The organism is Streptomyces sp. CA-106110, assembly GCF_050936285.1.
In the GTDB taxonomy this organism is placed as follows: Bacteria; Actinomycetota; Actinomycetes; order Streptomycetales; family Streptomycetaceae; genus Streptomyces.
In genome coordinates this window covers 9,882,478-9,906,091 of record NZ_JBNJNB010000001.1, presented here as the reverse complement: position 1 = coordinate 9,906,091, position 23,614 = coordinate 9,882,478, and the positions used below count along the sequence as shown (strand labels likewise).

Genomic DNA, 23,614 nt, shown 5'->3' with positions numbered 1-23,614 from the left:
CACCGGGGGCCGTGCCTACCGGCTTCCCGTCAGCCGGGATCCCTCCGGGGTGCGGCGATAGAGCACGGCCCGCCCGGACCGGGCGCGTGCGACGAGTCCCGCCCGGTGTAGCACGCCCAGGTGGTACGACACCGTTGCGGGACTGAGGAAATGACGTGCCGCGAGTTGCGCGGTGGAGGCCGGTCGCGCCAGCGCCGCGAGCAGCCCGGCGCGGGTGGGTCCGAGCAGCCTGGCCAGCTCGGCGGAGGAGGTCGTCGGCGCGGTGGGCCTGTCGCGCGCGGGATAAGCCACCATCGGCGGCCTCTGCCCGTCCCGCACCGGGTCCACGGACACGCCCGGCCCCGCCGCCACGAGCGACGGCACCACGACGACCAGGGGCACGGCGAGCCCCACCGTGAACCGGCTGTCGACGCGCAGCGTGCCGTCGGCCCACCGGATACCGGGGTGCAGCGAGTTGAAGAGCCGGGCCGCGCCACGCCGCGCCAGCACACCGGCGCACCGGTCGACCTCCGATTCGAGGGCGGCCTTCGCGTCCTCCCAGTGCGGGGCGAAGGCCAGGTCCCAGTAGCGCCGGAGTTCCTCCGCGGCCTGCCGTGCGACATAACCGCCGCCCCGGGCCATCGCCCGTCGTACCTCCGGCGGCAGCTCCGACCCGGCCAGGCCGCTGCGCGGGCGGCCGTCGCGCAGCGCTTCCAGCTCGCCCACGACCCGCTCGGGCGGCGTGGACCGGACCCGCTCCAGTTCCTCCTCGACGGTGGGTGCGGGCCCGGACGGATGCGGACTGAGGAAATCCGGCACATACCCGCCGCCGTCCAGGGCCAGCTCCGACAGCAGCGGCAGACCGGCACGGCGCAGCACGCGCCGGGCGCGTGTGACCCACGGATCGGCGTCCGAGCCCGGGCACACGCCCCATGGCAGCAGCGTCGCCGCGACCTCGTGCAACGGTGAGACCGCGAAGCGGGAGCGGGCCAGCCCGGCGGCGTCCACGGTGAGTTCGATCACGGCTCCCCCTCGCCCAAGTCCCTTTGTCCCGTGTCCCTTTGCCCCGTGTCCCTTCGAATCTGCTCGAATCGTGGCACGAAAGCTGCCCCGGGGGGCCTGCTCCGCGCAGTCTTGTGGCCGACGAGGACAAGGGGGCGCGGAGGCGCGCGAGAGCCGGGGGGATGCCGGGGATGCGGAGAACACAGCGGATCGGGAAGGCACGGGTGCGCGGGATGCGGAGGCCCAGAGCGCTGGCGACGGTCGCGCTGGCCGCCGGCGCGCTGATGCTGTCGGGGACCTGCACCTCGACAGCCCAGGACCGGGCGGCCGCGGCGTCGGCCGGGGAGCACGGGGGACTCTCCGGCGTCGCGGCCTGCCCCGGGCTGGAGGGCTTCAGCTGCGGCACGCTGACGGTCCCGCTCGACCACAGCGGCGGCGTGCGGGGCCGGCTGGGCCTGCAGGTCGCGATGGCGGACAACGTGAAGGCCCCGAAGGGCGTACTGCTGTTCCTGACGGGCGGTCCGGGGCAGCCGGGTGTGCCGTTCGTGGAAGGACTGAGCAAGAAGCTGGCGCCCTTGCTGAAGGACTACCGGCTCGTCATGGTCGACCAGCGCGGCACCGGTGCGGGCGCGCTGCAATGCCCGCAGCTGCAGAAGGAGATGGGGTCGTCCGATCTCACGCCGCCCACCGCGGGGGCGGTGACGGACTGTGCCGCGGCCATCGGCCCCGACCGCCGTTTCTACGGTACGAACGACACGGTCGCCGACCTGGATCTGCTGCGCCGGGCGCTGGGCGTGCGGAAGATGACGCTGGACGGTGTCTCGTACGGCACGTACACCGCCGAGCGGTACGCCCTGGCGCACCCGCAGCACGTGGCCCGGATGGTGCTGGACTCGGTGGTGCCGCAGACCGGCTACGACCCGATGGACCGCGCCGCCATGCGAGCGGCGCCGCGTGTGCTGACGGAGGCATGCGCGGCGATCGGCTGCCATACGGACCCGGCGACGGATCTGGCCAAGGTGGTGGACACGTACGGCAACGGCGTCGACGTCCTGGACACCCTGACCACCTGGGAGTTCGTGGACCCGGACTACGCGGCGATGATCGACGCCCTGCACCAGGCAGCGGGCGGCGACCCCGGAGAGCTGCAGGGCCTGATCGCGGGCGTACGGGAGGGAAGCGCGGCCACCGCGGAGGAGCTGAGCCAGGGGCTGCACGCCTCGACCCTGTGCCTGGACGGGCGCTATCCGTGGGGCAGGGCGGACACACCGGTGGCGGGGCGCCAGGAGGCGCTGGAGAAGGCGGGCGCGGACCTGACGCCGGCCGACTACGGCCCCTTCGACGCGGCCACCGCGACGGGCCTCGGCTCGATGCTCAGCTGTCTGCACTGGCCGCGCACTCCGGTGCCGCCGCTGCCGCCGGAGCACCGCCGGCTTCCGGGCGTACCGGTACTGCTGCTCGGCGGCGACCGGGATCTGTCGACGCCGCTTGAATGGCTGTACGACCAGAAGAAGCTGACGCCGCGAGCTCGGGTCGTGGTGGTGCCGGGTGCCGCGCACTCGGTGCAGAACAGGGCGGCGAGCGACAAGGGCCGCCAGGCGGTGTTCGACTTCCTCTTGAGGCGCTGACCATGGAGTGGCTCATCGCACGATCACGGGGGCGGGAGCCCGGGCAGCGGCCCGGACGCGGTCGTCAGAGACACACATCACCGGGCCGGTGACACCGAGAGCGGAACGGACAACGACGAGGCCCCACCGGGGATCCGGGTGGGGGCCTCGTCTCTACCTGCCGTGCGGCCGCGCAGGACTCGGACTTCGTCCCGAAGCATGTCGGGCGGCGCTCGACCCGCGTTCGGCGCGGCCCTCGCGGAGCGAGGGTCAGGCGGCCTGTCCGGTCGACGCCGCGGCGGCCGTCCGTGCGCTGAGCACGGTCCGTCCACGGTCCGATTCCGGGAAGCGGTCGAGCATCGCGCGCAGTTCCCCGGCACCGACATCGGCGCCGAAAGGCTCGGTGCCCGGTTCGAGCCGCACTCCCTCGGCGAGAGGGCCCGCCACGACGGGGTCGAAGCCGACTGCGTCGACGAGGTGCGCGACGGTGGCGAGGTCGTCGGGATCGTCACCGGCGATCGCGATCGCCTTGCGTCCCGGCGCCCCCGCGGGCCGGGCCTCGTCCTCGAGGTCGTGGTACCCCATGTGGTTGAACGCCTTGATCACACGCGCTCCGGGCAGGTACGCCTGCACGATCTCGCTCGAGGAGGTGAGCGGGTCGGTGAGGTCCTCGCGGATGCCGTCGACCTCCCACCAGTAGTTCATCGCGTCGATGACGAGCTTGCCCCGCAGCGCTTCGGCGGGAATGCTGCGGTACTTGCCGAGCGGGAGCGCCAGGACGACCACGTCCGCCTCCGCCGCGGCCTGCGCGGCGGCGACCGGGACAGCGCCGGGCGTGAGGACTTCGACGGTGAGGGCGATCTTGGCGGGGTCGCCGGATCCGGCGATGAGCACGCGATGGCCGGCTGCCAGGGCGAGTCGAGCCAGCACGGTCCCGACCTTGCCCGCGCCCAGGATGCCGACGGTGCGCACAGTGGCGGTGTCCATGTCTTCTCCGTTCATGGCGTCAGCCGGCGAGGATGTCGCGGACCATCGGGACCACCTTGGTGCCGTACAGCTCCACGGCGCGCAGACGGGCGCTGATGGGTTGTGCCCCCGTGGTGTAGATGAGGTCGAACCGGCCGACGCCGAGTGCCTTGATGGCGCGGGCCATCTTGCGGGCGACCGTCTCGGGAGAGCCGATGTAGAGGGAGCCGTGCTCGATCTCGGCGTCGTACTCCTCCTTGCGGATCGGCGGCCAGCCCCGCAGCGCGCCGATGCGGTCACGGATGACCCGGTAGTGCGGCCAGTGCAGCTCCCGGGCCTCCTCGTCCGTGTCGGCGATGAAGCCCGGCGAGTGCATCCCGACCGGATGAGCGGTCGTGCCGAACTTGTCGGTGGCGCGCTGGTAGAGGTCGATGTACGGCGCGAAGCGCTCCGGGGTGCCGCCGATGATGGCGATCATGAGCGGGAACCCGTACTGCGCGGTGCGGATGACCGACTGGGGCGTACCGCCGACTCCGACCCAGGTCGTCAGGTGCCCGGACTCGGTCTTGGGGAAGACGTCGGCGTTGTCGAGGGGAGCCCGCTTGGTGCCGCTCCAGGTGACGGGCTTCTCCTCCAGCAGCTTGGCGAAGAGCTCGATCTTCTCCTCGAACAGCACGTCGTAGTCGCTCAGGTCGTATCCGAAGAGGGGGAACGACTCGGTGAAGGAGCCTCGCCCGAGGATGACCTCGGCCCGGCCGTTCGAGAGCGCGTCCACGGTGGAGAAGCGCTGGAAGACGCGGACCGGGTCGTCGGAGCTCAGCACGGTCACACCGGAGCCCAGACGGATGCGGTCGGTACGGGTGGCGATGCCGGCGAGGACGGTCTCGGGAGTCGAGATCGCGAACTCCGGGCGGTGGTGCTCACCGAGGGCGATGACGTCGACGCCGGTGTCCTCCGCGAGAACGGCCTCGTCGACGACCTGCCGGATGGCTCGTGCGTCGGACACCGGGGTCCCGGAGTCGTCCTGCGGCACATCACCGAACGTGTCCAGACCGAAGACGAGATCAGACATGGGTGGGCTCCTTCGTGAGCAGTTGCTTCACCCGCGGGGCGACTTCGCGGCCCAGCAGCTCGATGGTGCGGGCCCGGGCTTCGCGGGGCAGGTTCAGTACGTCGTACTTGAGGTCGAAACGGCTCAGCCGCAGGTCGCGGGCCATCGTGGCGATCTTGCGGGCGACGGTCTCGGGTGAGCCGACGAAGAGCGCGCCCGAGTCGACCTCCTGCAGGTAGCGCTCACGGGTCGGCTTGTAGAACCCGCGTTCCGCCGCGAGTTGGGCCACGAGCGGCTGCCAGTACGTCCACCAGGTCTCGAGTGCCTCCTCGTCGGTGTCCGCGACCATCCCCAGCGAGTGCTGGGCGACCGGTCGCCTGGCGTGTCCGAGCTGTTCGAGAGTGCGGTGGTAGAGCTCGACATGGCCGGCGAACCGCTGGGGGCGCCCGCCGATGATGGCCAGCATGAGGGGCAGGTCGTAGCGGGCGGCGCGGACCACGGAGTTCGGGCTGCCTCCCACACCGATCCAGGTGGGGATGCCGCCCGGCGGCATCCGGGGATGCAGCTGCTGCTCGACGAGCGGCGGCCGGAACTTCCCCGACCAGGTCACCGTCTCCTCGCGCTGCAGACGCATGAACAGGTCCAGCTTCTCCTCGAACAGCTCCTCGTAGTCGGCGAGGTCGTAGCCGAACAGCGGGAACGAGTCGGTGGCTGATGCCCGGCCGAGTACGAGCTGGGCACGCCCGTTGGAGACGGCGTCCAAGGTGGAGAACTCGTGGTAAAGCCGCACCGGATCGTTCGTGCTCAACACGGTCACCGAGGTGCCGAGCCGGATGCGTTCCGTCGCGGTGGCGATCGCGGCGAGCAGGACGGGGGTGGCGCTGTCGTTGTGGCCCCGGCGGTAGTGCTCACCGATGCTGAACACGTCGAGCCCCACGGCTTCGGCGAGCTTGGCCTCCTCGACGATCAGGCGAACGGTCTCGGCGTCGCTCAGCGTGCCGCCGCCATCGGTGGCGACCTCCCCGAACGAGTTGAGCCCCAGTTCGAAGCCTTGGGCCGTCATGGACTCCTCCTGCTGCGCTCTCCGGCCGCGTGCGGCACGACCGACAACTACTTGACGCGTCAATTATCTCTCGATGTGGTTGACGCGTCAACTACAGGCGGCTGTGATGGCTCTTCCCGTGTGCGAAGAGCAGGGCGGTGCCGACGGTCACGGGGCCGGCGCAGTGCAGGCCGGCTTGGGTAAGCGTGGCGCGGTGGATCTTGCGCCGGGCAGGCGCACCGGGATGCGGACCCGGCCGTGGTCCTCAGCAGGGGCGCCCTCTTCGTTCACCACGTGGGGACGAGGTTCTGGGCCGGGCAGCGCGAACGTACGTCGCCGGACTCGGCCTGCACCATGACGTCGCCGAGGCCGTGGCGGAACTGCGCGACGGTGAGAGAGACCGCGCGCCGCCGGCCGGACCGGTCGCCGAATACGGGCAGGGCGAATCGCGGGTGGGCCGGTGAGCCCTTCGCCCGCGACGCGGCCCGTCCTCGTGCGGGGCCCGCCCCCCGTGCAGGGGCGGACGGATCAGCCCGTCAGCCGGTCGCGTCCACCAGTGCCAGGTCGTGGAGTCGCTCGGGCGGGCCCGGGCGGGCGTAGTACCAGCCCTGGGCCGTGTCGCAGCCGAGGATCCGCAGCTGTTCGGCCTGGGCGCCGGTTTCCACGCCCTCGACCGTGACCGCGAGGTCCAGGCTGTGGGCCAGGGAGACGATCCCTTCGACGATCTTGAGATCGACGGGGTCCGCCGGGTACTGCTGCATGCTCTGGGTGAAGGAACGGTCCAGCTTGAGGACCCGGACCGGCAGGCGGCGCAGGTTGGCGAGGTTCGAGTAGCCCGTGCCGAAGTCGTCCAGGGCGATGTCCACCCCCATCTCGGCCAGCCGCCGCAGGGGTTTGAGCAGGTCGTCGTCGGCACCGATGAGTGCCGACTCGGTCACCTCGAGGCAGAGCGCGTCCGGTTCGAGGCCCGACTGCTGCAGGATGTCGACGGTGTCGGAGACAAGCCCCGGATGGCTGAGCTGGCGCGGTGACAGGTTGACGTTGATGCGCAGCGGTCCCGTCTGGGCGTACTTCTCCTGCCAGGCACGGGCCTGGCGGACCGACTCGGCGAGAACCCAGCGGCCCAGCGGGACGATCAGCCCGGTCCGCTCGGCGAGCGGGATGAAACGGTCCGGGCCGAGCACACCGTATTGCGGGTGCAGCCAGCGCACCAGTGCCTCGGCGCCGTGCACGGTGCCGTCGCCGAGGTGCACCAGCGGCTGGTACTCGATGAAGAACTCGCCCCGGTCCAGGGCCGTCGGCAGCGCCGTCGTCAGTCCGTGCCGCGTGATGACGCGGGCGTCCGCCTCCGGGTCGGCGAGCTCGAAGCGGTTGCCGCCCGCGGACTTGGCCCGGTACATGGTGATGTCGGCGCTGCGCAGCACCTCCGCCGGGCCGCGTTCCCCCGCGGGTCCCTCGACGATGCCGATGCTGCCGCGCACGGTCAATTCGCGTCCGTCCACGCTGATCGGGGTGACCAGCGCGTTCAGGATGCGCCCGGCGAGCTCGTCCACCTCGCGCTCGGTGTCGGGCCCGGTGGTCAGCGCGACGAACTCGTCCCCGCCGAGGCGCGCGACCATCTCGCCCGGCGCGGTCGCACAGGCCTGCAGCCGGTCGGCGACCTCGACGAGCAACCGGTCGCCGGCCGCGTGCCCGAGGCTGTCGTTGACGGTCTTGAAGCCGTCCAGGTCGAGGTAGCACAGTCCGAACCGGTGGCCCTCGCCCGCCGCGAGCGCCTTCTCCAGACGCTCGAAGAAGAGGGTGCGGTTGGGCAGCCCGGTGAGGGCGTCGTGCGTGGCCTCGTACCGCAGCCTCAGATTCAGCAGGCGCCGCTCGGTGGTGTCCTCCATGAGCGCGAGCTGGTACTGCGGGCAGCCGTCCGCGTCCCGAAGCAGGGACACGGTGAGGTTGGTCCACAGGACCGTTCCGTCGGGCCGGTAGAAGGCCTTTTCGACGTGGTAGTGGTCGCGCTCGCCGCGGACCAGCTCGTCGTACAGCCGCCAGACCTGCGGCGCGTCCTCGGGGTGGGTCCACTCGGTCACCTTGCGGCCGCGCACCAGGTTCTCGGAACCGCCGAACATGCGCAGCAGCGCGCCGTTGACCTGGAGGACGTTGCCACGGAGATCCGCGATGCCGATCCCTATGGCCGCGCCCTCGAAGACCGCCCGGAAGCGGGCCTCACTGGTGTGCAGGGCCTGCGCCACCGCGCCCTGGGCGGTCAGCGCTGCCTGTGCGATGGCGTCCTGCTCGGCCAGCGTGCGCTCCCGCAGGGCCCCGGCGAACCCGGCGGCCATCGCGTGCTGCAGCCGCGAGGAGCGGGTACGCAGCGCCTCCAGGGCCTCCGCGGAGGCGTCCGGGTCGCCGCAGTAGAGCACCAGATAGGCGCCGATGCAGTCCAGCGTGCGGCTGAGCGCCTCCGGGTCGGTGCAGTGCGCTTCGATCAGCGCCGCGCCGATGCCCTTGGCCACGGTCGCGTCGAAGGTCCTTGCCCGCAGCGCGTCACTGAGCCGCAAGGCCAGTGGCAGCAGCCGTTCCTCGAACTCCGGACGGGTCAGCGACGTCGAGGTGACCGGGAAGACCGCCCGGCTCCAGATCGTCGCGAACCTGCGCAGTCTGTCCTCCGGTCCCCCCGGTTCCGCGGTCACGCCGAGCGCCCCACGCCCGCGAATCCCGCGAAGGCATAAGGATCCTCGTCCTCGGGTGCCGTGTCGGGCCGCCACTTCGGCATCGGCACCAGCCCGGGTTCCACCATGTCGTACCCCTCGAAGAACCGCGCGATCTCCTCGCGCGAGCGCATGATCAGCGGATTTCTGATGTCCTTGTACACGTCGACCGCGCCCTCGGCCCGCTCCTGCGGGAGCGGGATCCCCTCGTACGACGCGTGCGTGACGATGAGCAGGCTGCCCGGAGCCAGCGCGTCGCGCAGCTCGGCCACCGCACCGTACGGGTCGTCCATGTCCTCCACGAAGTGCAGTATGGCAACGAGAAGGACCGCAACTGGCCGGTTCAGGTCGATCAGTCGCTCCAACTGAGGGCTCGACAGGATCTCCTGGGGCTTGCGGAGGTCGGCCGCGACGACGTCCACGTCGTCGTTGCCCCCGAGAACGGCCTGGCTGTGGGCCACTGCCACCGGATCGTGGTCGACGTACACCACGTGCGCGCCGGGGTGCGCCTGTTGGGCCACTTCGTGGACATTGCCGAAAGTCGGGATGCCGGAGCCGATGTCGAGGAACTGGGTGATGCCCTCCCCGGCGGCGAAGCGGACCGCGCGGCGCATGAACGCCCGGTTCGCCTGTGTGATCTTGGGGAGCCCCGGCAGGAACTCCATCACCTTGCGCGCCGCCCGCCGGTCGACCTCGAAGTTGTGCGAACCGCCCAGGTAGAAGTCGTACATACGGGACACGCTCGGCACCGAGATGTCGATGCTTCGTGGGGCCCAGGCGGGGCGCTCCATGTAGCTCTCCATGGCTAGGCGACGGGTGGCCGATCCGGTGTTCGAGCTGAGGCTACTGATCGTCCGCCAACGGAGCGAGCAAAAACGGAAATTGACCGTCCGTTCCCGGTCACAGTGCGTTGCTTATGCGACGGAGGGCGGTTTGGGTCTGCCTGCGGCTGTTGGTTGGTTGTGGGCGGGCGCGCGGGTGCGCTCGCGCGTGCGGGTTCGTCGTGGGTGGGCGCGCAGTTCCCCGCGCCCCTGACGCCTTCGGCCGGTGCGCCTCCGGTCCGCTCGCGCGTGCGGGTGCGTCGTGGCTGAGCGCGCCGTTCCCCGCGCCCCTTTCGGGGCGCTGCAGGTCCGTCTGTTTCGACGGGTACGCCCCCGGGGGGTGAGTGACCGGTCCGCTCGCGCGTGCGGGGCCGTCGTGGCCGATCGCGCCGTTCCCCGCGCCCCTGACGGGGCGCTGCAGGTCCGTGCGCACGGTTGCCCGCCTGCCGGACATGCCGGAGGTCCACCCCCCTTCGTGTGGTGTGGAGGGGGGTGGACCTGGTCGTGCGCGTCTGTGTCCCGTTCGTCCGGCACTGCTGTTCGGGTGTCCGCTCCCTCCGCTTCCTTGCCGACGGGCGAGACGCTCGATCAACCCTGGGGAGGCGACCTCTACTTGGACGCGCCGACCGGCTTTCCGTCGGGCCGGACGGCGTACCACGTGCCGCCCACGCCCTGCCCGTTGGTGTCTCCGGGCGCCTGGTCGCCGGAGAAGGTGTAGATCGGCCAGCAGTTGACGGTCATCTGCTTGGCGCCGTCCGGGCGGGTGAAGCCCATGAGACCCTTCTTCTTGACGCCCTTGGTGTCGTTCGCCGCCACAGGGGCGACGACCGGCCACTTCTCCAGGCACGCGCCTGTGCAGTTCGAGACCGACTTGGGCCAGGCCTGGTCCTTCATGAAGCGGTAGACCGTCATGCCGTTCTTGTCGACCACGATCTCGCCGAGCTTGGGGTCGTTGCGGACGGACAGGCCCGGCAGGGCGGCGCCCGCCTTCTTGCCGGTGGGCGCAGTCGCGAACCAGGTGCCCTTGACGCCCTGACCGTTGGTGTCGCCTGCCTTGACGTCCTTGGCGTAGCGGTACATCGGCCAGCCGGCGATGGTCAGTTGCTTGGTGCCGTCGGTGCGGGTGACCTCGCCGAGCAGGGACTTGTCGATGCCGGAGGCGACCGTGGCGCCGTCGGCGGGAACCGGCGGCCAGGCCTTGGCGCAGTCGCCGTCACAGTTGGACTTCGGCGGTTCGGCCGTGTCCTGGTCGAAGCGGTAGAGGGTGAACCCGGCGCCGTCCGTGACGATCTTGCCGAGCTTGGCGTTCTCGATGACGGCCAGCTGACCCGCGGACTGACCGCCCGCGGGGGCCGAGGCGCTCGGGGCGGTGGTGGAGTCGGCGCCGTAGCCGTTGCCGGGGTCCGTCACGCTCGAACCGAAACCGCCTGCGGCAGCGGTGGCCCCCACGTTCTGACTGCCCGTGGACTGGGTGCCACTCTCCTGACCGCACGCCGTCGTGAGCGCCAGCACGGCCGCAGCTGTCGCCACGAGGGAGGCGCTCCGCCAGGATGTCTTCATTCTCAACTCCCGCTATCCGCTTGGGTGTTCGGCTCCCTCTGGGCGCCGTGTATGGCCCTAGGTACGCGCGGGAGCGCCCCAAGCGTTCAATCGGGCCCCACTTTTCTTTCCAGAACCTGTGACGCGTCCCGGCCACTCGTCGCCCACACCCCCCTTTTCGCACATATGCACCCAACCGGTCGTCACGCAAGCATGATCGGGCAAACCATCCGAAGCGGGATCTCCTTCCTTCAGGGCAATTCCCCAGCACCCGGGCGTACCCGGGCACCGACGCGCCGATGATCTCGATCGTGCATCGACCCGAACGGACCGGATCCGCCCTCCTCACAAGGGTGTTGGCCCAGGTGACGCTGGTGTGGATCCTTGTGGGCGCGCCCGCGGGCGCGGCGTCGGCGGACGCGTGCGCGTACGCCTCCACGGGCTCGGGCGGCACGGACGCGGTGGCGATCGCGGGGGGCGACATCCTCTTCCCCCCGTGCACTTCGCCGAGTCCGAGCCCCACCCCGACGCCGAGCCCGACGCCCACCCCCAGACCCACGCCCACCCCGAAACCGCGGCCTACACCGAGACCCGCGCCGCCGCCTCCTCCGCCGCGCACCGCGGCACCGCCTCCCCGGCCGCGGCCGGCACCGGTGTCCCTGCCCGCACCGAGACCCACTCCGCCGCCCCCGCCCCGGCCGAGCCCGCGCCCCGCCGCGACCCCGGTGCACTATCCGGCATACCACGCGGTGACCCGCCCGCGACCGCCGCGCGACGGTCCCTCACCTCTCGTGTTCACCCTGCTCATCGCCGCGCCCGCGGTGTTCGCCGTCGCCGCGCTGCGTCCGCGCTGACCTCTGGAGGCACTCCTTGTCGGAATGGCTTGTTCTCACCCTCGCGATGGCAGCCGCCTGCGTCGTCGTGATCGTGGTGACGTTCCTGCGGCACCGTACGGCGGCGGAGGACGACGATCCGTCCGAGACGCCGGACGTGATCGAATACATGACGATGTGGATCGGCGTGGTGTACGCCATCGTGCTCGGCCTGGCCATCGCCGGGGTCTGGGAGGCCCGCAGCGCCGCCCAGGACCACGTCCAGGCCGAGGCGCAGGCGCTGCACGAGATCTCCGAACGGGTGCGCGTGTATCCGGCCGACGTGCGCGATCGCGTCCGCGCCGATGTCACCACGTACGTCGGCCATGTGGTGCACACCGAGTGGAAGACCATGTCGGACCACGGCAACGTCACGGCGCGCGGCGGGGAGCTGCTGCAGAAAGTCCGTCAGGACGTCACCGACTACGAGCCGAAGAACGACTTCCAGGCGCAGTCGTACCAACCGCTCCTCGATCAGGTGGCCGCCGCCGACGCGGCACGGGCCGCACGCGCCGACGCGACGGGCTCGACCATGCCGCCCGTGGTGTGGTTCGGGCTGATCGCGGGCGCGGTGGTCACCATCGGGATGGTGTTCGCGCTGCAGATTCGGCGCACTCCACGCGAACTCGTCCTCGCCGGGCTGTTCTCCGCGCTCATCGCCTTCCTGCTCTTCCTGATCTGGGACTTCGACGCCCCCTACAGCAGAGGCATCGCGGCCTCGGCGGAGCCGTTCCTGTCGTTGTTCCCGCACCTGCACGGCTGAGCATCTCCCGGTGCCGGTCCGGCCGGGGCGGGGCGGGCGCTGCTCGCGCCCGCCCCGCCGCGTACTCCGCCTCCCCTGTGCGGCGCACGGGCTTGCCCCATTCGCGCTTCTGAGATCGCGCGCCCGCACCCGCTTTCCTAGCGTTCCGATCATCGAGGTGCATTTCCGGTGCAGGCGGAATCGGTCCGCAGCAAGGCTCCTCGGGGACCTGGAGGCTTTCATGGGCGCGATACGCACACTCTCGGCCACAGTCCTGGGCGTCACCGCCCTGACCCTCACTGGATGTACGTCGACCGGAGGGGGTGACGACGACTCCAACGCGGCCTTCGCCTACAACCTGCAGCCGGAGAAAGTCTCCCCCGGCGGCCGGCTCGCACTGCCCGTTCAGGGCTGCAAGGACGATGCCACCGTCTACTCGGGCGTCTTCGACACGGTCACGATCCCCAAGGGGCGCACTACGGCGACGGCCACCGTCGACCGGAGCGCCAGACCCGGCTCCACGTACGACGTGACGTTCCGATGCGGCCAGGAGTACGGCCACCGCCGGCTGGCCATCGCGGCGTCGAGCGAGGACAACGACGCGAACGGGGACGGGTACCGCAAGACAGGCGGAGGGAACGGAGGGGGATACAACGGGAACGGCATCGGAAACGGCGTCGGGAACGGATACGGGATCGGGAACGGATACGGCGTCGGAAACGGATGCGGCGTTGGAAACGGATGCGGCGTCGGAGACGGGATCGGGAACGGATACGGCGTCGGAAACGGGATCGGGAACGGATACGGCGTCGGAAACGGATACGGCGTCGGAAACGGCGAGGGCTACCGCGGGAACGGGGGCGGCGGCGGGGGCGGATACGAGCAGCACGGCGTGCAGGCAGGCGGCGGGGGCAGCGCCGGCGGCTTCGACCCGAAGAAGATCGGTCTTGGCGCAGCGCTCATCGCGGGCACGGTCGGCGCGGCCTGGCGCATGACACGCCGGCGGAGCGCATCCGGGTCCTGACGCGCACCGCCTCCCCTCGACCGACCGCACCCCGGAGCCCATCGGGTTCCGGGGTGCGGTCTGTTCTGGTGCCGGGGCAGGCTCGGGATCCGGGCCGGGATCAGCTCTCGTCGTCCGACCGGCCACGCCACCACACCACCCCGCCCGCGATGATCGCCGCCGCCACCAGGCTGCCGCCGATCGCCATGTCGGTGGGCGTGGCGCCCGAGGACGTGCCGTTGGCACCGCGACGGACCGCGTCCCCTGTGCCGAGGACGGCGTCCGGCGGGAGAAGGGTTCTCTGACCGGGGGCGGCGACGGCGGTACCCGGCTCGTCCCGGGCCGTGGCCGCCGGTGCGGCGATCCCGAGAGCCGCGGCCGCGATGGCACTGACCGCCAGGGCAGGACTGGTATGCATGAGGCCTCCGTGGGAGGCGCCCCGGGGACCGTCCCCCGGTCGAATGGGAGAAAGCACCTCCTCGACGAACCCTCGAACGCGATACGCGCGAGCGCATGTCGAGGGTGGCCCGACCCGATGAGAGGACAAGCGGCGGACCGGACGGGCGGGCTGACGTCACCGTAGTTCACGACGTGTCAGAAATGCGGCTGATCCGGGCAACTCGGACGGCGCACCGCAGAACCGCCCCCCGCCACCCGTTCGCTCTCTCCCCGTCGCTCACACAGTTCGCTGCGCCTAGCGTTCTTCTTGTTGCGTGACGGACGCGGTGACGGCCGCGTGGAGAGGGGAATCGCGAATGTCTGCGTCCGAGTCGGCCGGCAAGGAGAAGCGCGCCCCGTGGGGCGTGATGGCCCTCGTTCTGCTGACGGGCCTCGCTCTCGTGCGCAACGGATCGGGCGTGGTGCACGTGGGCCCGCCGCAGCCGGCCTCCGCGGCGGCCCCGGGTACCAGCGGCACCCAGAGCCCCACCAGGACTCCCGCCCCCCTGCCGTATTCCGTGGTCAGCCGCGTCAAGATCCCGGCGATCCAGGTCGATGCCCCCGTCATGCCGGTGGGCCTGGACGCGTCAGGCTGGGTGAGCGCGCCGCCGTCCGAGGACCCGAACCTCGCGGGCTGGTTCACGGGCGGGGTCTCGCCCGGTGAGAAGGGCACGGCCGTGATCGTGGGGCATGTGGACAACAAGGAGGGGCCCGCCGTCTTCTACGGACTGGGCTCCCTGAGGCAGGGCAACCGCATCGAGGTCCGGCGCCTGGACGGGAAGACCGCCGTCTTCGAGACCTACGGCAACGAGGTCTTCGACAAGGCGCACTTCCCCGGCGCACGCGTCTACCGCAGCAAGGGCACCCCGGAACTGCGTGTCATCACATGCGGCGGCGGATTCTCCGAGGAACACGGTTACGCGGGGAACGTGGTGGTTTTCGCCCGTCTGGTCCAGGTGCGCTGAGCCGGACCGGCCGCATGGATTCCCCCGCCGCCCGCACAGCCCCGGACCTGCGACTTCCGATAGCCTCACTGCCGTGAAGGAACAGCACTCGCATCGGTTCGAGCGCGGCACCGACGGGCCCAAGGTCATCGTCGTCGGGGTGGACGGCTCCGACTCCTCGCTCCGGGCCGCGGCCTATGCCGGCGGACTGGCCAGGCGGCAGCGTGCGCTGCTCGCGGTCGTGTACGTGCAGCCGGTGATGGCGGCGGGGGCGGCACTCGGGGTGCCGGTCGCCGAGACGACCGACGCGATCGCCGAGGACCTGGTGAAGTACATCCGCGAGGCCACCGAGCGGGTCAAGGACATATTCGAGGTGCGCTGGGAGTTCCACACCTTCCGGGGTGACCCCTTCAACGGGCTGGTCAAGGCGGCCGACGAGCTGAAGGCGGACGCGGTCGTGGTGGGCGCCTCCGAGCAGGCCGGCCACCGCATCGTCGGCTCGGTGGCGATCCGGCTGGTGAAGGCGGGGCGCTGGCCGGTCACGGTCGTACCGTAGAAACAGCCTCCCGGCGGGGCCGGACCCGCCCGCGAGGCGGCGGCCATGAGTGGTCGCGCCCGGGCGCGAGGGCATGCACGCCGTCTTCCGTCCTTCGCCCCTCTGCGCCATCATGATCCGCCGTCAGCAGATTGCCGTCTGCGAAGAGGTGAGGCTCATGGCCGGGCTCAAAGCGGGCGAGGGGATTCTCCGCCGCAAACCCATCGAGCACATCGAGGAGACGGAGGCCCGTGAGGGCACCCGGCTCGACCGTTCGCTGGGGCTGTGGCAGCTGACCGCCATCGGTGTCGGCGGGATCATCGGGGCCGGCATCTTCACCCTGGCCGGTACCGTCGCCAACGGCACGGCGGGTCCCGCGGTCCTCGTGTCCTTCCTGATCGCGGGCGTGGCCAGCGCGGCCGCCGCACTCTCGTACGCCGAGTTCGCGGGCCTCATCCCCAAGGCGGGGTCCGCCTACACATACGGCTACGCGGTGCTCGGCGAGTACGCCGGCTGGTTCATCGGCTGGGATCTGCTGCTGGAGTACACGGCGATCGTGGCGGTGGTGGCGATCGGCATCTCCGGCTACTTCGGCTTCCTCGTCGGGGAGATGGGCGCTCATCTGCCGGCCTGGATGCTGGGCGCGCCGGGCACCGGAGCCGGTCACCGGGTCGACCTGTTCGCGGTCGTGCTGTGCCTGCTGATCGCGTGGCTGCTGAATCTCGGCATCCGCAACGCGGCCCGTTTCGAGACGACGGTCGTGGCCCTGAAGGTCCTCGTCGTCCTGCTGGTGATCGCCGTCGGCGTCTTCCACATCGACACCGCCAACTACCACCCGTTCTTCCCGTACGGCGTCGGCGGTGCGTTCACCGGCGCGGCGACCGTCTTCTTCGCGGTCTTCGGGTACGACGCGATGTCCACCGCGGCCGAGGAGTCCAAGGACGCGCAGCGCCACATGCCGAAGGCGATCCTGTACTCGCTCGGCATCGCGATGGTTCTGTACGTGGCGGCCTGCCTCGTGCTGACGGGCATGCAGAACTACAAGCACATCGACAAGGAGAGCGGCTTCTCCAGCGCGTTCAAGTCGGTGGGCCTCGGCGGTCTCGCGGATCTGATCGCGGTCGGCGCCATCGTCGGCATCCTCACGGTGATGTTCACGTTCATGCTGGGCGTCACCCGGGTGTGGTTCTCGATGTCCCGGGACGGGCTGCTGCCGAAGTGGTTCGCGAAGACGCATCGCACACGTCATGTCCCCACGCGTGTCACCTGGATCGTCGGGGCCGCCTCCGCCGTCATCGCAGGGTTCCTGCCGATCTCCGAGGCGGCCGAACTGACCAACATCGGGATCCTGCTGGCGTTCGTCGTGGTGTGCGTGGCGGTGATCGTGCTGCGCTACCGGCAGCCGGAACTGCCGCGTACCTTCCGCACGCCGTGGATGCCGTTCGTGCCGGCGCTGGGCGTGGTCTTCTCGCTCTGGCTCATCACGTTCCTGCAGTGGCAGACCTGGGTGCGCTTCGCCGTGTGGTTCGTGATCGGCCAGGTCGTCTATTTCGGTTACTCCTACAAGCACTCCGGGCTGGCCAGGACCGGCACGTCGCGGTGAGACGGCACCGCCCCCGGCCGACCGCTCGCCGCACCGTTCACCGATGAACAGCGACCGCCCACCGCACAGCCCGGTCGCGCACCTGTCCGGGCGACGTGCGGCGCGTTGCCATACGCGCATGACGGCCGGAACCACCACCCGCACCGGGACGACCGCCGAGCACGAGCTGGCCGAGCTGCAGCGCGAGCACGGCCGCCCCCTCTTCGCCCTGCTGCTCAGGCTCTCGGACGGCGACCGCCAGCGCGCCGAGGATCTGCTGCAGGAGACGTTCGTACGCGCCTGGCAGCACCCCGAGGCGCTGCGCGCACACGATTTCGACTCCGTGCGCCCGTGGTTGCTCACGGTCGGCCGACGGCTCGCCATCGACGCCCGGCGGGCCCGCCAGGCGCGTCCCGCAGAGGTCGGGGACGCCGTGCTGGAGAACCTCCGGGTGATCGCCGACCACGCGGAACGGTCCGCCGCGATGCTCGACGTACGCGAGGCTGTGAAGACTCTCACGCCCGAGCACCGGGATGTGCTGGTGCAGGTGTACTTCCAGGGGGCCAGTGTGGCGGAGGCTGCCGAGGCCCTGGGAATCCCGCCCGGTACGGTGAAGTCTCGCGCGTACTACGCCCTGCGCGCCCTGCGCAGGGTTTTGCCGGGTTACGCGGCCGACCTGCGGTGAAACCGAAGGCCGAGTCAAGCCTCCGTAAAGCGCCTTGCTGCCGACCATGGTTGAGCACTCAGCTTGCATCATCCGTGTTCCGGACTGGGGGCCCGGGTTCGGGCGACGCGCACGTACCGGAGGAAGGCAGGAAGGGATGCTGCACAGAGGCCAAGAGAGCACGGACGGCACCGGCGGCGGTGAACTGGCCGTCCCCATGGCGTGGCTGTACGCCGAGTACATCGCGGACGAACTGCTGCGGACCGGCGACCTCATGCCGCCGACGTCCTTCGAGTTCCGCGCCGGGCGCGACGCCCTGGCACTGACCATCTTCCTGTCCGACACCGGCGGCGAGCTGTCCGGGATCCGGGTGGTCTCACAGCTGGAGACCTGGCTTTCGCTGACGGCGTACGACCAGCCCTGGCAGGACTGGGTGCGCGAGCGGATGGCCGAGCTGACCGCCGAGGCGGTCGCGACGGCAGGCCCCGCACCGGATCTGGAGCTGGCGTCGGCGGCCTGGCGCTGGCTGGAGGAGACCGAGCTGCTCGCCCCTGACCTGGACGCGGTGCCCGGCGGCGCGGCCGTGGTCGGCGAGGACGACGGCCCCAAGGTCTGGACGCCGGCCTGGCAGCTGGGACTCCCCCTCGGGCATCTCGCCATCCATCTTTTTTGAGCACGGACCAATCCGCAGACCCGACGGCTCCGAATGTCTTGGCCGCGATTCGGTAACGGCCTTGAGTGATTCAGCCGTCAGGTCCGTACCGGTGAGCAACAGCAACACCACCCCCACCCTGCTCACCGGCATGAGGATTTGGTATGAGGTCCCTGGAACGCCATCGCGACGTCGGCGCCTACGCGCTCGGCGTGCTGGACGAAGCGGAAGCCTTTCGCTTCGAGGACCACCTCATGGAGTGCCCCAGTTGCACGGCACACGTGAGCGAGTTCCGCCCCGCGGCACGACAGCTGATGCTGTACCGCCAAGCGACCCCGCGGTCCGTGCATCCCTTCGCGGCCCCCGGGCCGCGCCTGTTGGAGCGGCTGCTCGAGGAGGTCACGGCCAAGCACCGCAACGAGCGCAGGCGCCGGCTGTACGCGGTCGCCGCCGCCGCGGTGTTCGCGGTCGGCGCGCCGGCAGCCGCGCTGGCGACCGGGCACGGCTCGCCGTCGGCGGCCACGGCCATGAGCGCCACCGACCCCGACACGGGCGTGTGGGCGGAGATCACCACACAGGACCGGCTCTGGGGCAGTCAGGTCGACGTCACGGTCAAGGACAAGTCCGGACCGCACCCGTGCCGGCTGGTGGTGATCGGCAAGGACGGCACGGAGCACACGGTGACGAGCTGGATGGTGCCCTCGGACGACGGCAAGGCGACCTCCATGCAAGGGGGCTCGGCGCTGCAGTCCGGGCAGATCGACCGCTTCGAGGTGCGCACCAGCGACGGGCAGCACCTGGTCACACTGAAGTCCCGCTGATCGGGTAGGACCGCGCGCCCGTGTCCCGCCGCCGACAGCCCGCGCTACTTCAGCAGCCGTGACAACCGGCGGTCTGCGAGCGGCTTGCCGCCCGTCTGGCAGGTGGGGCAGTACTGCAGCGAGGAGTCGCTGAAGGACACCTCGCGGATGATGTCCCCGCACACCGGGCACGGTTCCCCCGTGCGGCCGTGAACCCGAAGGCCGCTCTTCTTCTCCGCCTTGAGGCGGCCGGCGGCCAGACCCCGCGAGCGCTCCACCGCCTCGGTGAGCGTGGTCCGCAGCGCCTCGTACAGGTGCCCCGTCTCCTGCGGCGACAACGACGCGGCCAGTTTGAACGGGGACATCTTCGCCGCGTGCAGAATCTCGTCGCTGTAGGCGTTGCCGACACCCGCGATCAGGCTCTGGTCGCGCAGTGCTCCCTTGATCTGCCGGCGCTCGCCCGCGAGGAGCTGCGCGAGCCGCTGCTCGTCGAAGTCGGCGGCGAGCGGGTCCGGGCCCAGCCGGGCGATCCCCGGGACCTCCTGCGGATCGTGTACGACGTACACGGCGAGCCGTTTCTGGGTGCCCGCCTCCGTCAGGTCGAAGCCCTCACCGGTCTCCAGCGCGACCCGGAGGGCGAGCGGGCCCTTGCCGGGACGGGGCACGCCGTCGGGCAGGCGGTCCTTCCACTGGAGCCAGCCCCCGCGGGCCAGATGGGTGACGAAGTGCAGTCCGTCGGCCTCCAGGCCGAGGAACTTGCCGTACCGGCCGACCGCGGTGACGGTGCGGCCCTCGAAGGCGTTGACCGGCGGGTCGTACGTCTTCAGGACACTGATGGCCACGGGCAGCACCCGCACCACCTCGTGACCGACGACGTGCTCGGTCAGGAAATCCTTGAGCGCTTCGACCTCGGGCAGTTCCGGCATGTGTACCAGAGTGCCATCTGCCGCCGGCGACGGGCCCCGTCCTTGGGTGTCAGCCGCGTCGCGGGACCAGGAACTCGCACCACACGACCTTTCCATAGCCCCTCGGCTCCACCCCCCACACGTCCGTGAGCCGGTCGACGAGCAGCAGGCCGCGGCCCGAGACGCACTCCTCGCTCGCCTCCCGGCGCCGGGGCAGGGCACTGGAGATGTCCTCGACCTCCACGCGGAGCCTGCGGTCGTGCCCGGTGACGATCCGCAGGGTGACGGTGGCCGAGCCTTCGGTGTGCAGCAGGACATTGGTGATCAGCTCGTTGGCGACCAGTTCGATCTCCGAGGACCGCTCAGCCACCCCCCAGGCGCTCACGGCGGCGCGGATCGCGCGGCGGGCCCCGGTGAGCGCGTCCGGGTCGCCGGGCTCCACGTGCTGCTGGAGGCGTCCGCCGGACCGCTGGTACAGACACCCGCGCCGCAGCAGCAGGATGGCCACGTCGTCGTCGCCACCTCGCTCCTCGGCCACGTCGATGAGCAGGTCGGCGAGGTCGCGCACATCGTCCGGGCCGGCGCAGACGAGGTCCCGCAGGATCATCATGCCGTCGTCGATGTCGGCGCCCGGCTCTTCGATCAGGCCGTCGGTGCACAGCAGCAGGGTCTCGCCGGTCCTCAGCTCGACGGTGGTGACCGCATATTCGAGGCGGTCGAATTCGGCGGACAGCCCGAGTGGAAGCCCGCCCTCGATGGACACGAGCCGGCAGCCGCCACCGGGCAGCCGCACCAGCGGCTCCAGATGGCCCGCGCGGACCACCTGCACCACTCCGGTGGACAGATCGGCCTCGGCGTACAGGCAGGTGGCGAAGCGCTCGGTGTCGAGTTCCTTGAGGAAGACCGAGGCGCGGGCGACCACGGTGGCCGGTGTGTGGCCCTCGGCCGCGTAGGCGCGCAGCACGATGCGCAGCTGGCCCATGACCGCGGCCGCGTGCGTGTCGTGGCCCTGGACGTCGCCGATGACCGCGCCGACCCGCCCGCCGGGCAGCAGGATCACGTCGTACCAGTCGCCCCCGATGTCCCGGCCGAGGGCACCGGCGCGGTAGCGGACGGCGATGTCGGCGCCGGGCACGCAGGGGATGGAGCGGGGAAGCATCGCCTGCTGCAGCCCCTGGGCGAGGTCCTTCTCCTGCTCGTAGAACATGGCGCGCTGCAGGCTCTGCGCGATGCTGCCGCCGAGCGCGATGAGGATGTTGCGTTCCTCGGGAGTGAAGCCGTACCGGTCGTCGTACAGCAGGCCCAGGCCACCGATGGGCCGTGCCTGCACGATCAGCGGCAGATAGGCCGCCGAGGTGATGCGCAGGTTCGTCAGACTCGGCCACAGGACGGGGTAGCGCTCGGCGAACTCCTCCGGGGACTCGATGAACCGCGGGGTGAGGGTGCGCACCGCCTCGCTCATGGGGTACGGCTCGTCGATACGGGTGACCAGCGTGCCCGGTACGGAGCTGCCCGCGGGTCCCTGGACGACGAGCCGGAGGCGGCCCGCCTCCACCAGTCCCACGACGAGGCTGGTCGCACCGAGGTGGGTGAGGCCGCGACAGTCCTTGAGGACGTCGATGACGTCCTGGACGGTGCGGGCCTGGGCGAGTGCCGCGCTGGTGATCTGGACGACGTCCGTCTGCCGGCGCAGGGCCTCGTCCTGGGTCGTCTGCTCGGTGCGGGTCCGGCTTTCGCGCAGTTCCTGGGCGGCGTCGCGGACGATGCCGATGATCCGGCGCGGTCTGCCCGTCCCGTCGCGCCGGATGTGGCCCTGGGCGTGGGCCCAGCGCAGGGTGCCGTCGCGGTGGCGGACGCGGAAGTACGTGCCGTAGTTCTCGCTGCCGTCCTTGATGGCCCGGGAGATCAGGGCGTCGAGACGCTCGAACTCCGTCGGCGGGATGCGTGCGGAGAGACTCTCGGGGCGGCCGTCGTATTCGTCGAGGCGCACGTCGAAGATCTCATGGGCCAGGGCGTCCATGTGGAACAGCCCGGTGTCCAGGTCCCAGTCGAAGCTGCCCATCTGGTTGAGCGCCAGGATCGGATCCGGGTGGTCGGGCCAGTCCTTCGGGAGTGACAGGGCGCCCGCTCCCTGATCAACCATGGGGCCACCTTGCCAGGATTTACCCGAATATTCGACTTCTGCCACTCTGTCCCGCGGGCCTGCCGGTACGCCGCCGGTTCAGTGGCCGAGTATCCGGGCCGGGCTGTCCAGCAGAGGGCTCTCGGTGCTGGTGGCCTGGGGGACCGGACCGCCTCCGTCAGCAACGCCGGACGTCTCGGGCACGCCCGCGGGGCCCGTGTCCTCGCCCGGCGAGTACAGGGAGGCCGACGCGTCCGGGGCGGAGGGAGGGGAGGCCGGAGCCGAGGGGGAAACCAAGGGGTGCGTCGGCCGTCGGGGAGGCCGCCGGAGCCGTCGCGGCGGCCGGAGGCGCGGCCGCCGTGGCAGACGGTGTGCCCGAGCCGGAGGGGGCCGACGACGGAGCCGCGACGATGGTGGGGGCGGCGCAGTCGTCGCCCCGCTTGGTGGTCTCGGCCGGGGACTGCCCGGACTGCGACGGCTGCCCCTTCGGCGCGACGGTCACGGTCGCGCCCGGCGTCACACAGTCGAGCCCGGACCGCGCCGGCAACCGGCTCTTCTCGTACGGCGCGGCACCCGTCCCGCTCGGGGAGGGTGTGTCGAGCGGCGGCGCATCGCGCTCGTCCGGAACCTCCTCGGACTCGTACGCGTGCTCCTCGGGCTGTTCGGTCCGCGTGTCCTCCGTGTCGGGCGTGCGCATCCTGTCTTCGGACGACCCCGAGTCGCGCCCGGGCGGCGGTGGTACGACCACGTCCCGGCGCCCGTCGTCGCCGATCCGGCGCTCGATCCAGGTGTCCTTGTCCTCGATGTTGATGATCATGATGTTCAGGATGGTCTGAGGGGCCGGGGTCACCACGACCACCTGCCCGGGCCGGTAACCGGACCAGGGACGGCCTTGGATGGCGGGGGTGCCCTGCAACCGTGCGGGTTCGCTGATGGGGTTGCCGCCGGCGCAGCGCACGCGGGGCACACCGCGGTTGTCGACGAGGACGGCGGTTCCGGCCTCCAGGACGGACTGCCGGGCGGTCGCCTGTCCGTCGCGAAGGCCGTGCAACGTGACCAGAGTGTCGGCGCGCAGGACCACCGAGGTCAGTCCGCGCAGACGGTCGCGCAGGGACGCCTGGTCGATGCCGGCCGCCTGCGCGAAGGCCCGGGCCTTGGTGGCGTCGGCCGTCAGAAGGGCGATCTGCCGCTCGATGTCACAGCTGGGAGCGGACCGGGTGCCGCCGTAGAGGCCGGGCGTCGCGCCGGAGACCGAGCGTGCCGCCGACAGCGCTTCGTCCACGGTCGACTCCGGCAGCCGGGTGACGGGACGCGGCGAGGCGGCGGATCTGACGGTGGAGTCGGTGAAGGAGTCCGGATCGCTCGCCTCGAACGGCTGGAGGAAGACCTCACCGCCGGTCGGGACGGCGGATATCGGGTCCGCGCCTCCGCATCCGGCGCAGAGCAGGGCGGTCGCCGACAGGGTGCCTACGGCAGCGAAGGCCCTGGCGGGCACGTTCCGCTTCCTGGCGGAGCTCCTGGGTGTCCTGGGGGGTGCCTTTCGCGAGTGGATGGACGTCTTCACCGGTTTCTCCCGTTTCGTCCAAGGCGATTCGTCCCTCATTGTCTGCGCCACTCACTTGGGTTACGCAAGCCGAACAGTGGTG

At 71.0% G+C, this 23,614-nt stretch carries 20 protein-coding genes; 9 read left to right on the top strand and 11 right to left on the bottom strand.

The window, feature by feature from the left end:
• Positions 1-15: 15 nt before the first annotated feature.
• Positions 16-1,002: an ArsR/SmtB family transcription factor gene (locus tag ACQEXA_RS45740; protein ID WP_432924959.1), complete on the bottom strand. Its 987-nt coding sequence runs from the start codon at positions 1,000-1,002 to the stop codon at positions 16-18.
• Positions 1,003-1,214: 212 nt separating this feature from the next.
• Between ACQEXA_RS45740 and ACQEXA_RS45735 the strand changes: the two genes are divergently transcribed.
• Entirely contained in the window at positions 1,215-2,609 is a 1,395-nt protein-coding gene (locus ACQEXA_RS45735) for an alpha/beta fold hydrolase (RefSeq protein ID WP_432924961.1), read from the top strand.
• A gap of 249 nt (positions 2,610-2,858) precedes the next feature.
• On the opposite strand, the gene ACQEXA_RS45730 is transcribed toward ACQEXA_RS45735, so the two are convergent.
• From ACQEXA_RS45730 to ACQEXA_RS45705, 6 genes are all read right to left on the bottom strand, one after another.
• Positions 2,859-3,575 carry an NADPH-dependent F420 reductase gene (locus ACQEXA_RS45730; protein WP_432924963.1) on the bottom strand — a complete coding sequence of 239 codons (717 nt, stop codon included), beginning with the start codon at positions 3,573-3,575 and terminating at the stop codon, positions 2,859-2,861.
• A 19-nt stretch (positions 3,576-3,594) separates the two neighbouring features.
• Positions 3,595-4,626 (bottom strand): LLM class flavin-dependent oxidoreductase, encoded by a 1,032-nt coding sequence (locus ACQEXA_RS45725; protein WP_359404350.1) that lies wholly within the window; start codon positions 4,624-4,626, stop codon positions 3,595-3,597.
• Positions 4,619-5,668: an LLM class flavin-dependent oxidoreductase gene (locus tag ACQEXA_RS45720; protein WP_432924965.1), complete on the bottom strand. Its 1,050-nt coding sequence runs from the start codon at positions 5,666-5,668 to the stop codon at positions 4,619-4,621. The genes ACQEXA_RS45725 and ACQEXA_RS45720 overlap by 8 nt, the downstream gene beginning before the upstream one ends.
• A gap of 515 nt (positions 5,669-6,183) precedes the next feature.
• A complete protein-coding gene (locus ACQEXA_RS45715) occupies positions 6,184-8,331 on the bottom strand; it encodes a putative bifunctional diguanylate cyclase/phosphodiesterase (protein WP_432924967.1) in 2,148 nt (715 codons plus the stop codon).
• The gene (locus ACQEXA_RS45710; RefSeq protein WP_432924969.1) at positions 8,328-9,140 is read right to left on the bottom strand and encodes an SAM-dependent methyltransferase; all 813 of its coding nucleotides are present in this window, start codon (positions 9,138-9,140) and stop codon (positions 8,328-8,330) included. The genes ACQEXA_RS45715 and ACQEXA_RS45710 overlap by 4 nt, the downstream gene beginning before the upstream one ends.
• Positions 9,141-9,779: 639 nt before the next feature.
• Positions 9,780-10,730, bottom strand: coding sequence for an SCO0930 family lipoprotein (locus ACQEXA_RS45705; protein ID WP_432924971.1), 951 nt, complete (start codon positions 10,728-10,730; stop codon positions 9,780-9,782).
• 849 nt (positions 10,731-11,579) lie between these two features.
• Between ACQEXA_RS45705 and ACQEXA_RS45700 the strand changes: the two genes are divergently transcribed.
• Together ACQEXA_RS45700 and ACQEXA_RS45695 are read left to right on the top strand one after the other, a co-directional pair.
• Positions 11,580-12,344 carry a DUF4239 domain-containing protein gene (locus tag ACQEXA_RS45700; protein WP_432924973.1) on the top strand — a complete coding sequence of 255 codons (765 nt, stop codon included), beginning with the start codon at positions 11,580-11,582 and terminating at the stop codon, positions 12,342-12,344.
• Positions 12,345-12,564: 220 nt separating this feature from the next.
• Positions 12,565-13,347 (top strand): hypothetical protein, encoded by a 783-nt coding sequence (locus tag ACQEXA_RS45695; protein ID WP_433132865.1) that lies wholly within the window; start codon positions 12,565-12,567, stop codon positions 13,345-13,347.
• Between the two features lie 100 nt (positions 13,348-13,447).
• Here the strand turns inward: ACQEXA_RS45695 and ACQEXA_RS45690 are convergent, their stop codons facing one another.
• Positions 13,448-13,744 carry a hypothetical protein gene (locus tag ACQEXA_RS45690; protein WP_433132863.1) on the bottom strand — a complete coding sequence of 99 codons (297 nt, stop codon included), beginning with the start codon at positions 13,742-13,744 and terminating at the stop codon, positions 13,448-13,450.
• A 337-nt stretch (positions 13,745-14,081) separates the two neighbouring features.
• On the opposite strand from ACQEXA_RS45690, the gene ACQEXA_RS45685 reads away from it, so the two are divergent.
• From ACQEXA_RS45685 to ACQEXA_RS45660, 6 genes are all read left to right on the top strand, one after another.
• Positions 14,082-14,729 (top strand): class F sortase, encoded by a 648-nt coding sequence (locus ACQEXA_RS45685; RefSeq protein ID WP_432924979.1) that lies wholly within the window; start codon positions 14,082-14,084, stop codon positions 14,727-14,729.
• A gap of 73 nt (positions 14,730-14,802) precedes the next feature.
• Positions 14,803-15,264 carry a universal stress protein gene (locus ACQEXA_RS45680; protein WP_360997998.1) on the top strand — a complete coding sequence of 154 codons (462 nt, stop codon included), beginning with the start codon at positions 14,803-14,805 and terminating at the stop codon, positions 15,262-15,264.
• A gap of 157 nt (positions 15,265-15,421) precedes the next feature.
• On the top strand, positions 15,422-16,846 hold the full coding sequence (locus ACQEXA_RS45675) for an amino acid permease (protein ID WP_432924981.1): 1,425 nt from the start codon (positions 15,422-15,424) through the stop codon (positions 16,844-16,846).
• A 118-nt stretch (positions 16,847-16,964) separates the two neighbouring features.
• Positions 16,965-17,510 (top strand): sigma-70 family RNA polymerase sigma factor, encoded by a 546-nt coding sequence (locus ACQEXA_RS45670; RefSeq protein ID WP_432924983.1) that lies wholly within the window; start codon positions 16,965-16,967, stop codon positions 17,508-17,510.
• Positions 17,511-17,646: 136 nt separating this feature from the next.
• Entirely contained in the window at positions 17,647-18,162 is a 516-nt protein-coding gene (locus tag ACQEXA_RS45665; RefSeq protein WP_359409185.1) for a hypothetical protein, read from the top strand.
• 143 nt (positions 18,163-18,305) lie between these two features.
• Positions 18,306-18,962, top strand: a complete 657-nt coding sequence (locus ACQEXA_RS45660; protein WP_432924985.1) for a zf-HC2 domain-containing protein — start codon at positions 18,306-18,308, stop codon at positions 18,960-18,962.
• A 44-nt stretch (positions 18,963-19,006) separates the two neighbouring features.
• Here ACQEXA_RS45660 and ACQEXA_RS45655 read toward each other — a convergent pair whose 3' ends face one another.
• The 3 genes from ACQEXA_RS45655 to ACQEXA_RS45645 all read right to left on the bottom strand — a co-directional run bounded on the left by ACQEXA_RS45655 (position 19,007) and on the right by ACQEXA_RS45645 (position 23,463).
• On the bottom strand, positions 19,007-19,867 hold the full coding sequence (locus ACQEXA_RS45655) for an Fpg/Nei family DNA glycosylase (protein WP_432924987.1): 861 nt from the start codon (positions 19,865-19,867) through the stop codon (positions 19,007-19,009).
• Between the two features lie 49 nt (positions 19,868-19,916).
• Positions 19,917-21,989, bottom strand: coding sequence for a SpoIIE family protein phosphatase (locus ACQEXA_RS45650; RefSeq protein ID WP_432924989.1), 2,073 nt, complete (start codon positions 21,987-21,989; stop codon positions 19,917-19,919).
• Positions 21,990-22,146: 157 nt separating this feature from the next.
• Entirely contained in the window at positions 22,147-23,463 is a 1,317-nt protein-coding gene (locus ACQEXA_RS45645) for a DUF6777 domain-containing protein (RefSeq protein WP_433132861.1), read from the bottom strand.
• Positions 23,464-23,614: the final 151 nt, after the last annotated feature.

Coding starts and splice junctions, on each gene's coding strand:
- ACQEXA_RS45735 (WP_432924961.1), top strand. CDS start 1,215: ATGCGGAGGCCCAGAGCGCTGGCGACGGTCGCGCTGGCCGCCGGCGCG.
- ACQEXA_RS45685 (WP_432924979.1), top strand. CDS start 14,082: ATGTCTGCGTCCGAGTCGGCCGGCAAGGAGAAGCGCGCCCCGTGGGGC.
- ACQEXA_RS45650 (WP_432924989.1), bottom strand. CDS start 21,989: ATGGTTGATCAGGGAGCGGGCGCCCTGTCACTCCCGAAGGACTGGCCC.
- ACQEXA_RS45690 (WP_433132863.1), bottom strand. CDS start 13,744: ATGCATACCAGTCCTGCCCTGGCGGTCAGTGCCATCGCGGCCGCGGCT.
- ACQEXA_RS45720 (WP_432924965.1), bottom strand. CDS start 5,668: ATGACGGCCCAAGGCTTCGAACTGGGGCTCAACTCGTTCGGGGAGGTC.
- ACQEXA_RS45695 (WP_433132865.1), top strand. CDS start 12,565: ATGGGCGCGATACGCACACTCTCGGCCACAGTCCTGGGCGTCACCGCC.
- ACQEXA_RS45675 (WP_432924981.1), top strand. CDS start 15,422: ATGGCCGGGCTCAAAGCGGGCGAGGGGATTCTCCGCCGCAAACCCATC.
- ACQEXA_RS45665 (WP_359409185.1), top strand. CDS start 17,647: ATGCTGCACAGAGGCCAAGAGAGCACGGACGGCACCGGCGGCGGTGAA.
- ACQEXA_RS45730 (WP_432924963.1), bottom strand. CDS start 3,575: ATGGACACCGCCACTGTGCGCACCGTCGGCATCCTGGGCGCGGGCAAG.
- ACQEXA_RS45705 (WP_432924971.1), bottom strand. CDS start 10,730: ATGAAGACATCCTGGCGGAGCGCCTCCCTCGTGGCGACAGCTGCGGCC.
- ACQEXA_RS45710 (WP_432924969.1), bottom strand. CDS start 9,140: ATGGAGCGCCCCGCCTGGGCCCCACGAAGCATCGACATCTCGGTGCCG.
- ACQEXA_RS45660 (WP_432924985.1), top strand. CDS start 18,306: ATGAGGTCCCTGGAACGCCATCGCGACGTCGGCGCCTACGCGCTCGGC.
- ACQEXA_RS45670 (WP_432924983.1), top strand. CDS start 16,965: ATGACGGCCGGAACCACCACCCGCACCGGGACGACCGCCGAGCACGAG.
- ACQEXA_RS45655 (WP_432924987.1), bottom strand. CDS start 19,867: ATGCCGGAACTGCCCGAGGTCGAAGCGCTCAAGGATTTCCTGACCGAG.
- ACQEXA_RS45725 (WP_359404350.1), bottom strand. CDS start 4,626: ATGTCTGATCTCGTCTTCGGTCTGGACACGTTCGGTGATGTGCCGCAG.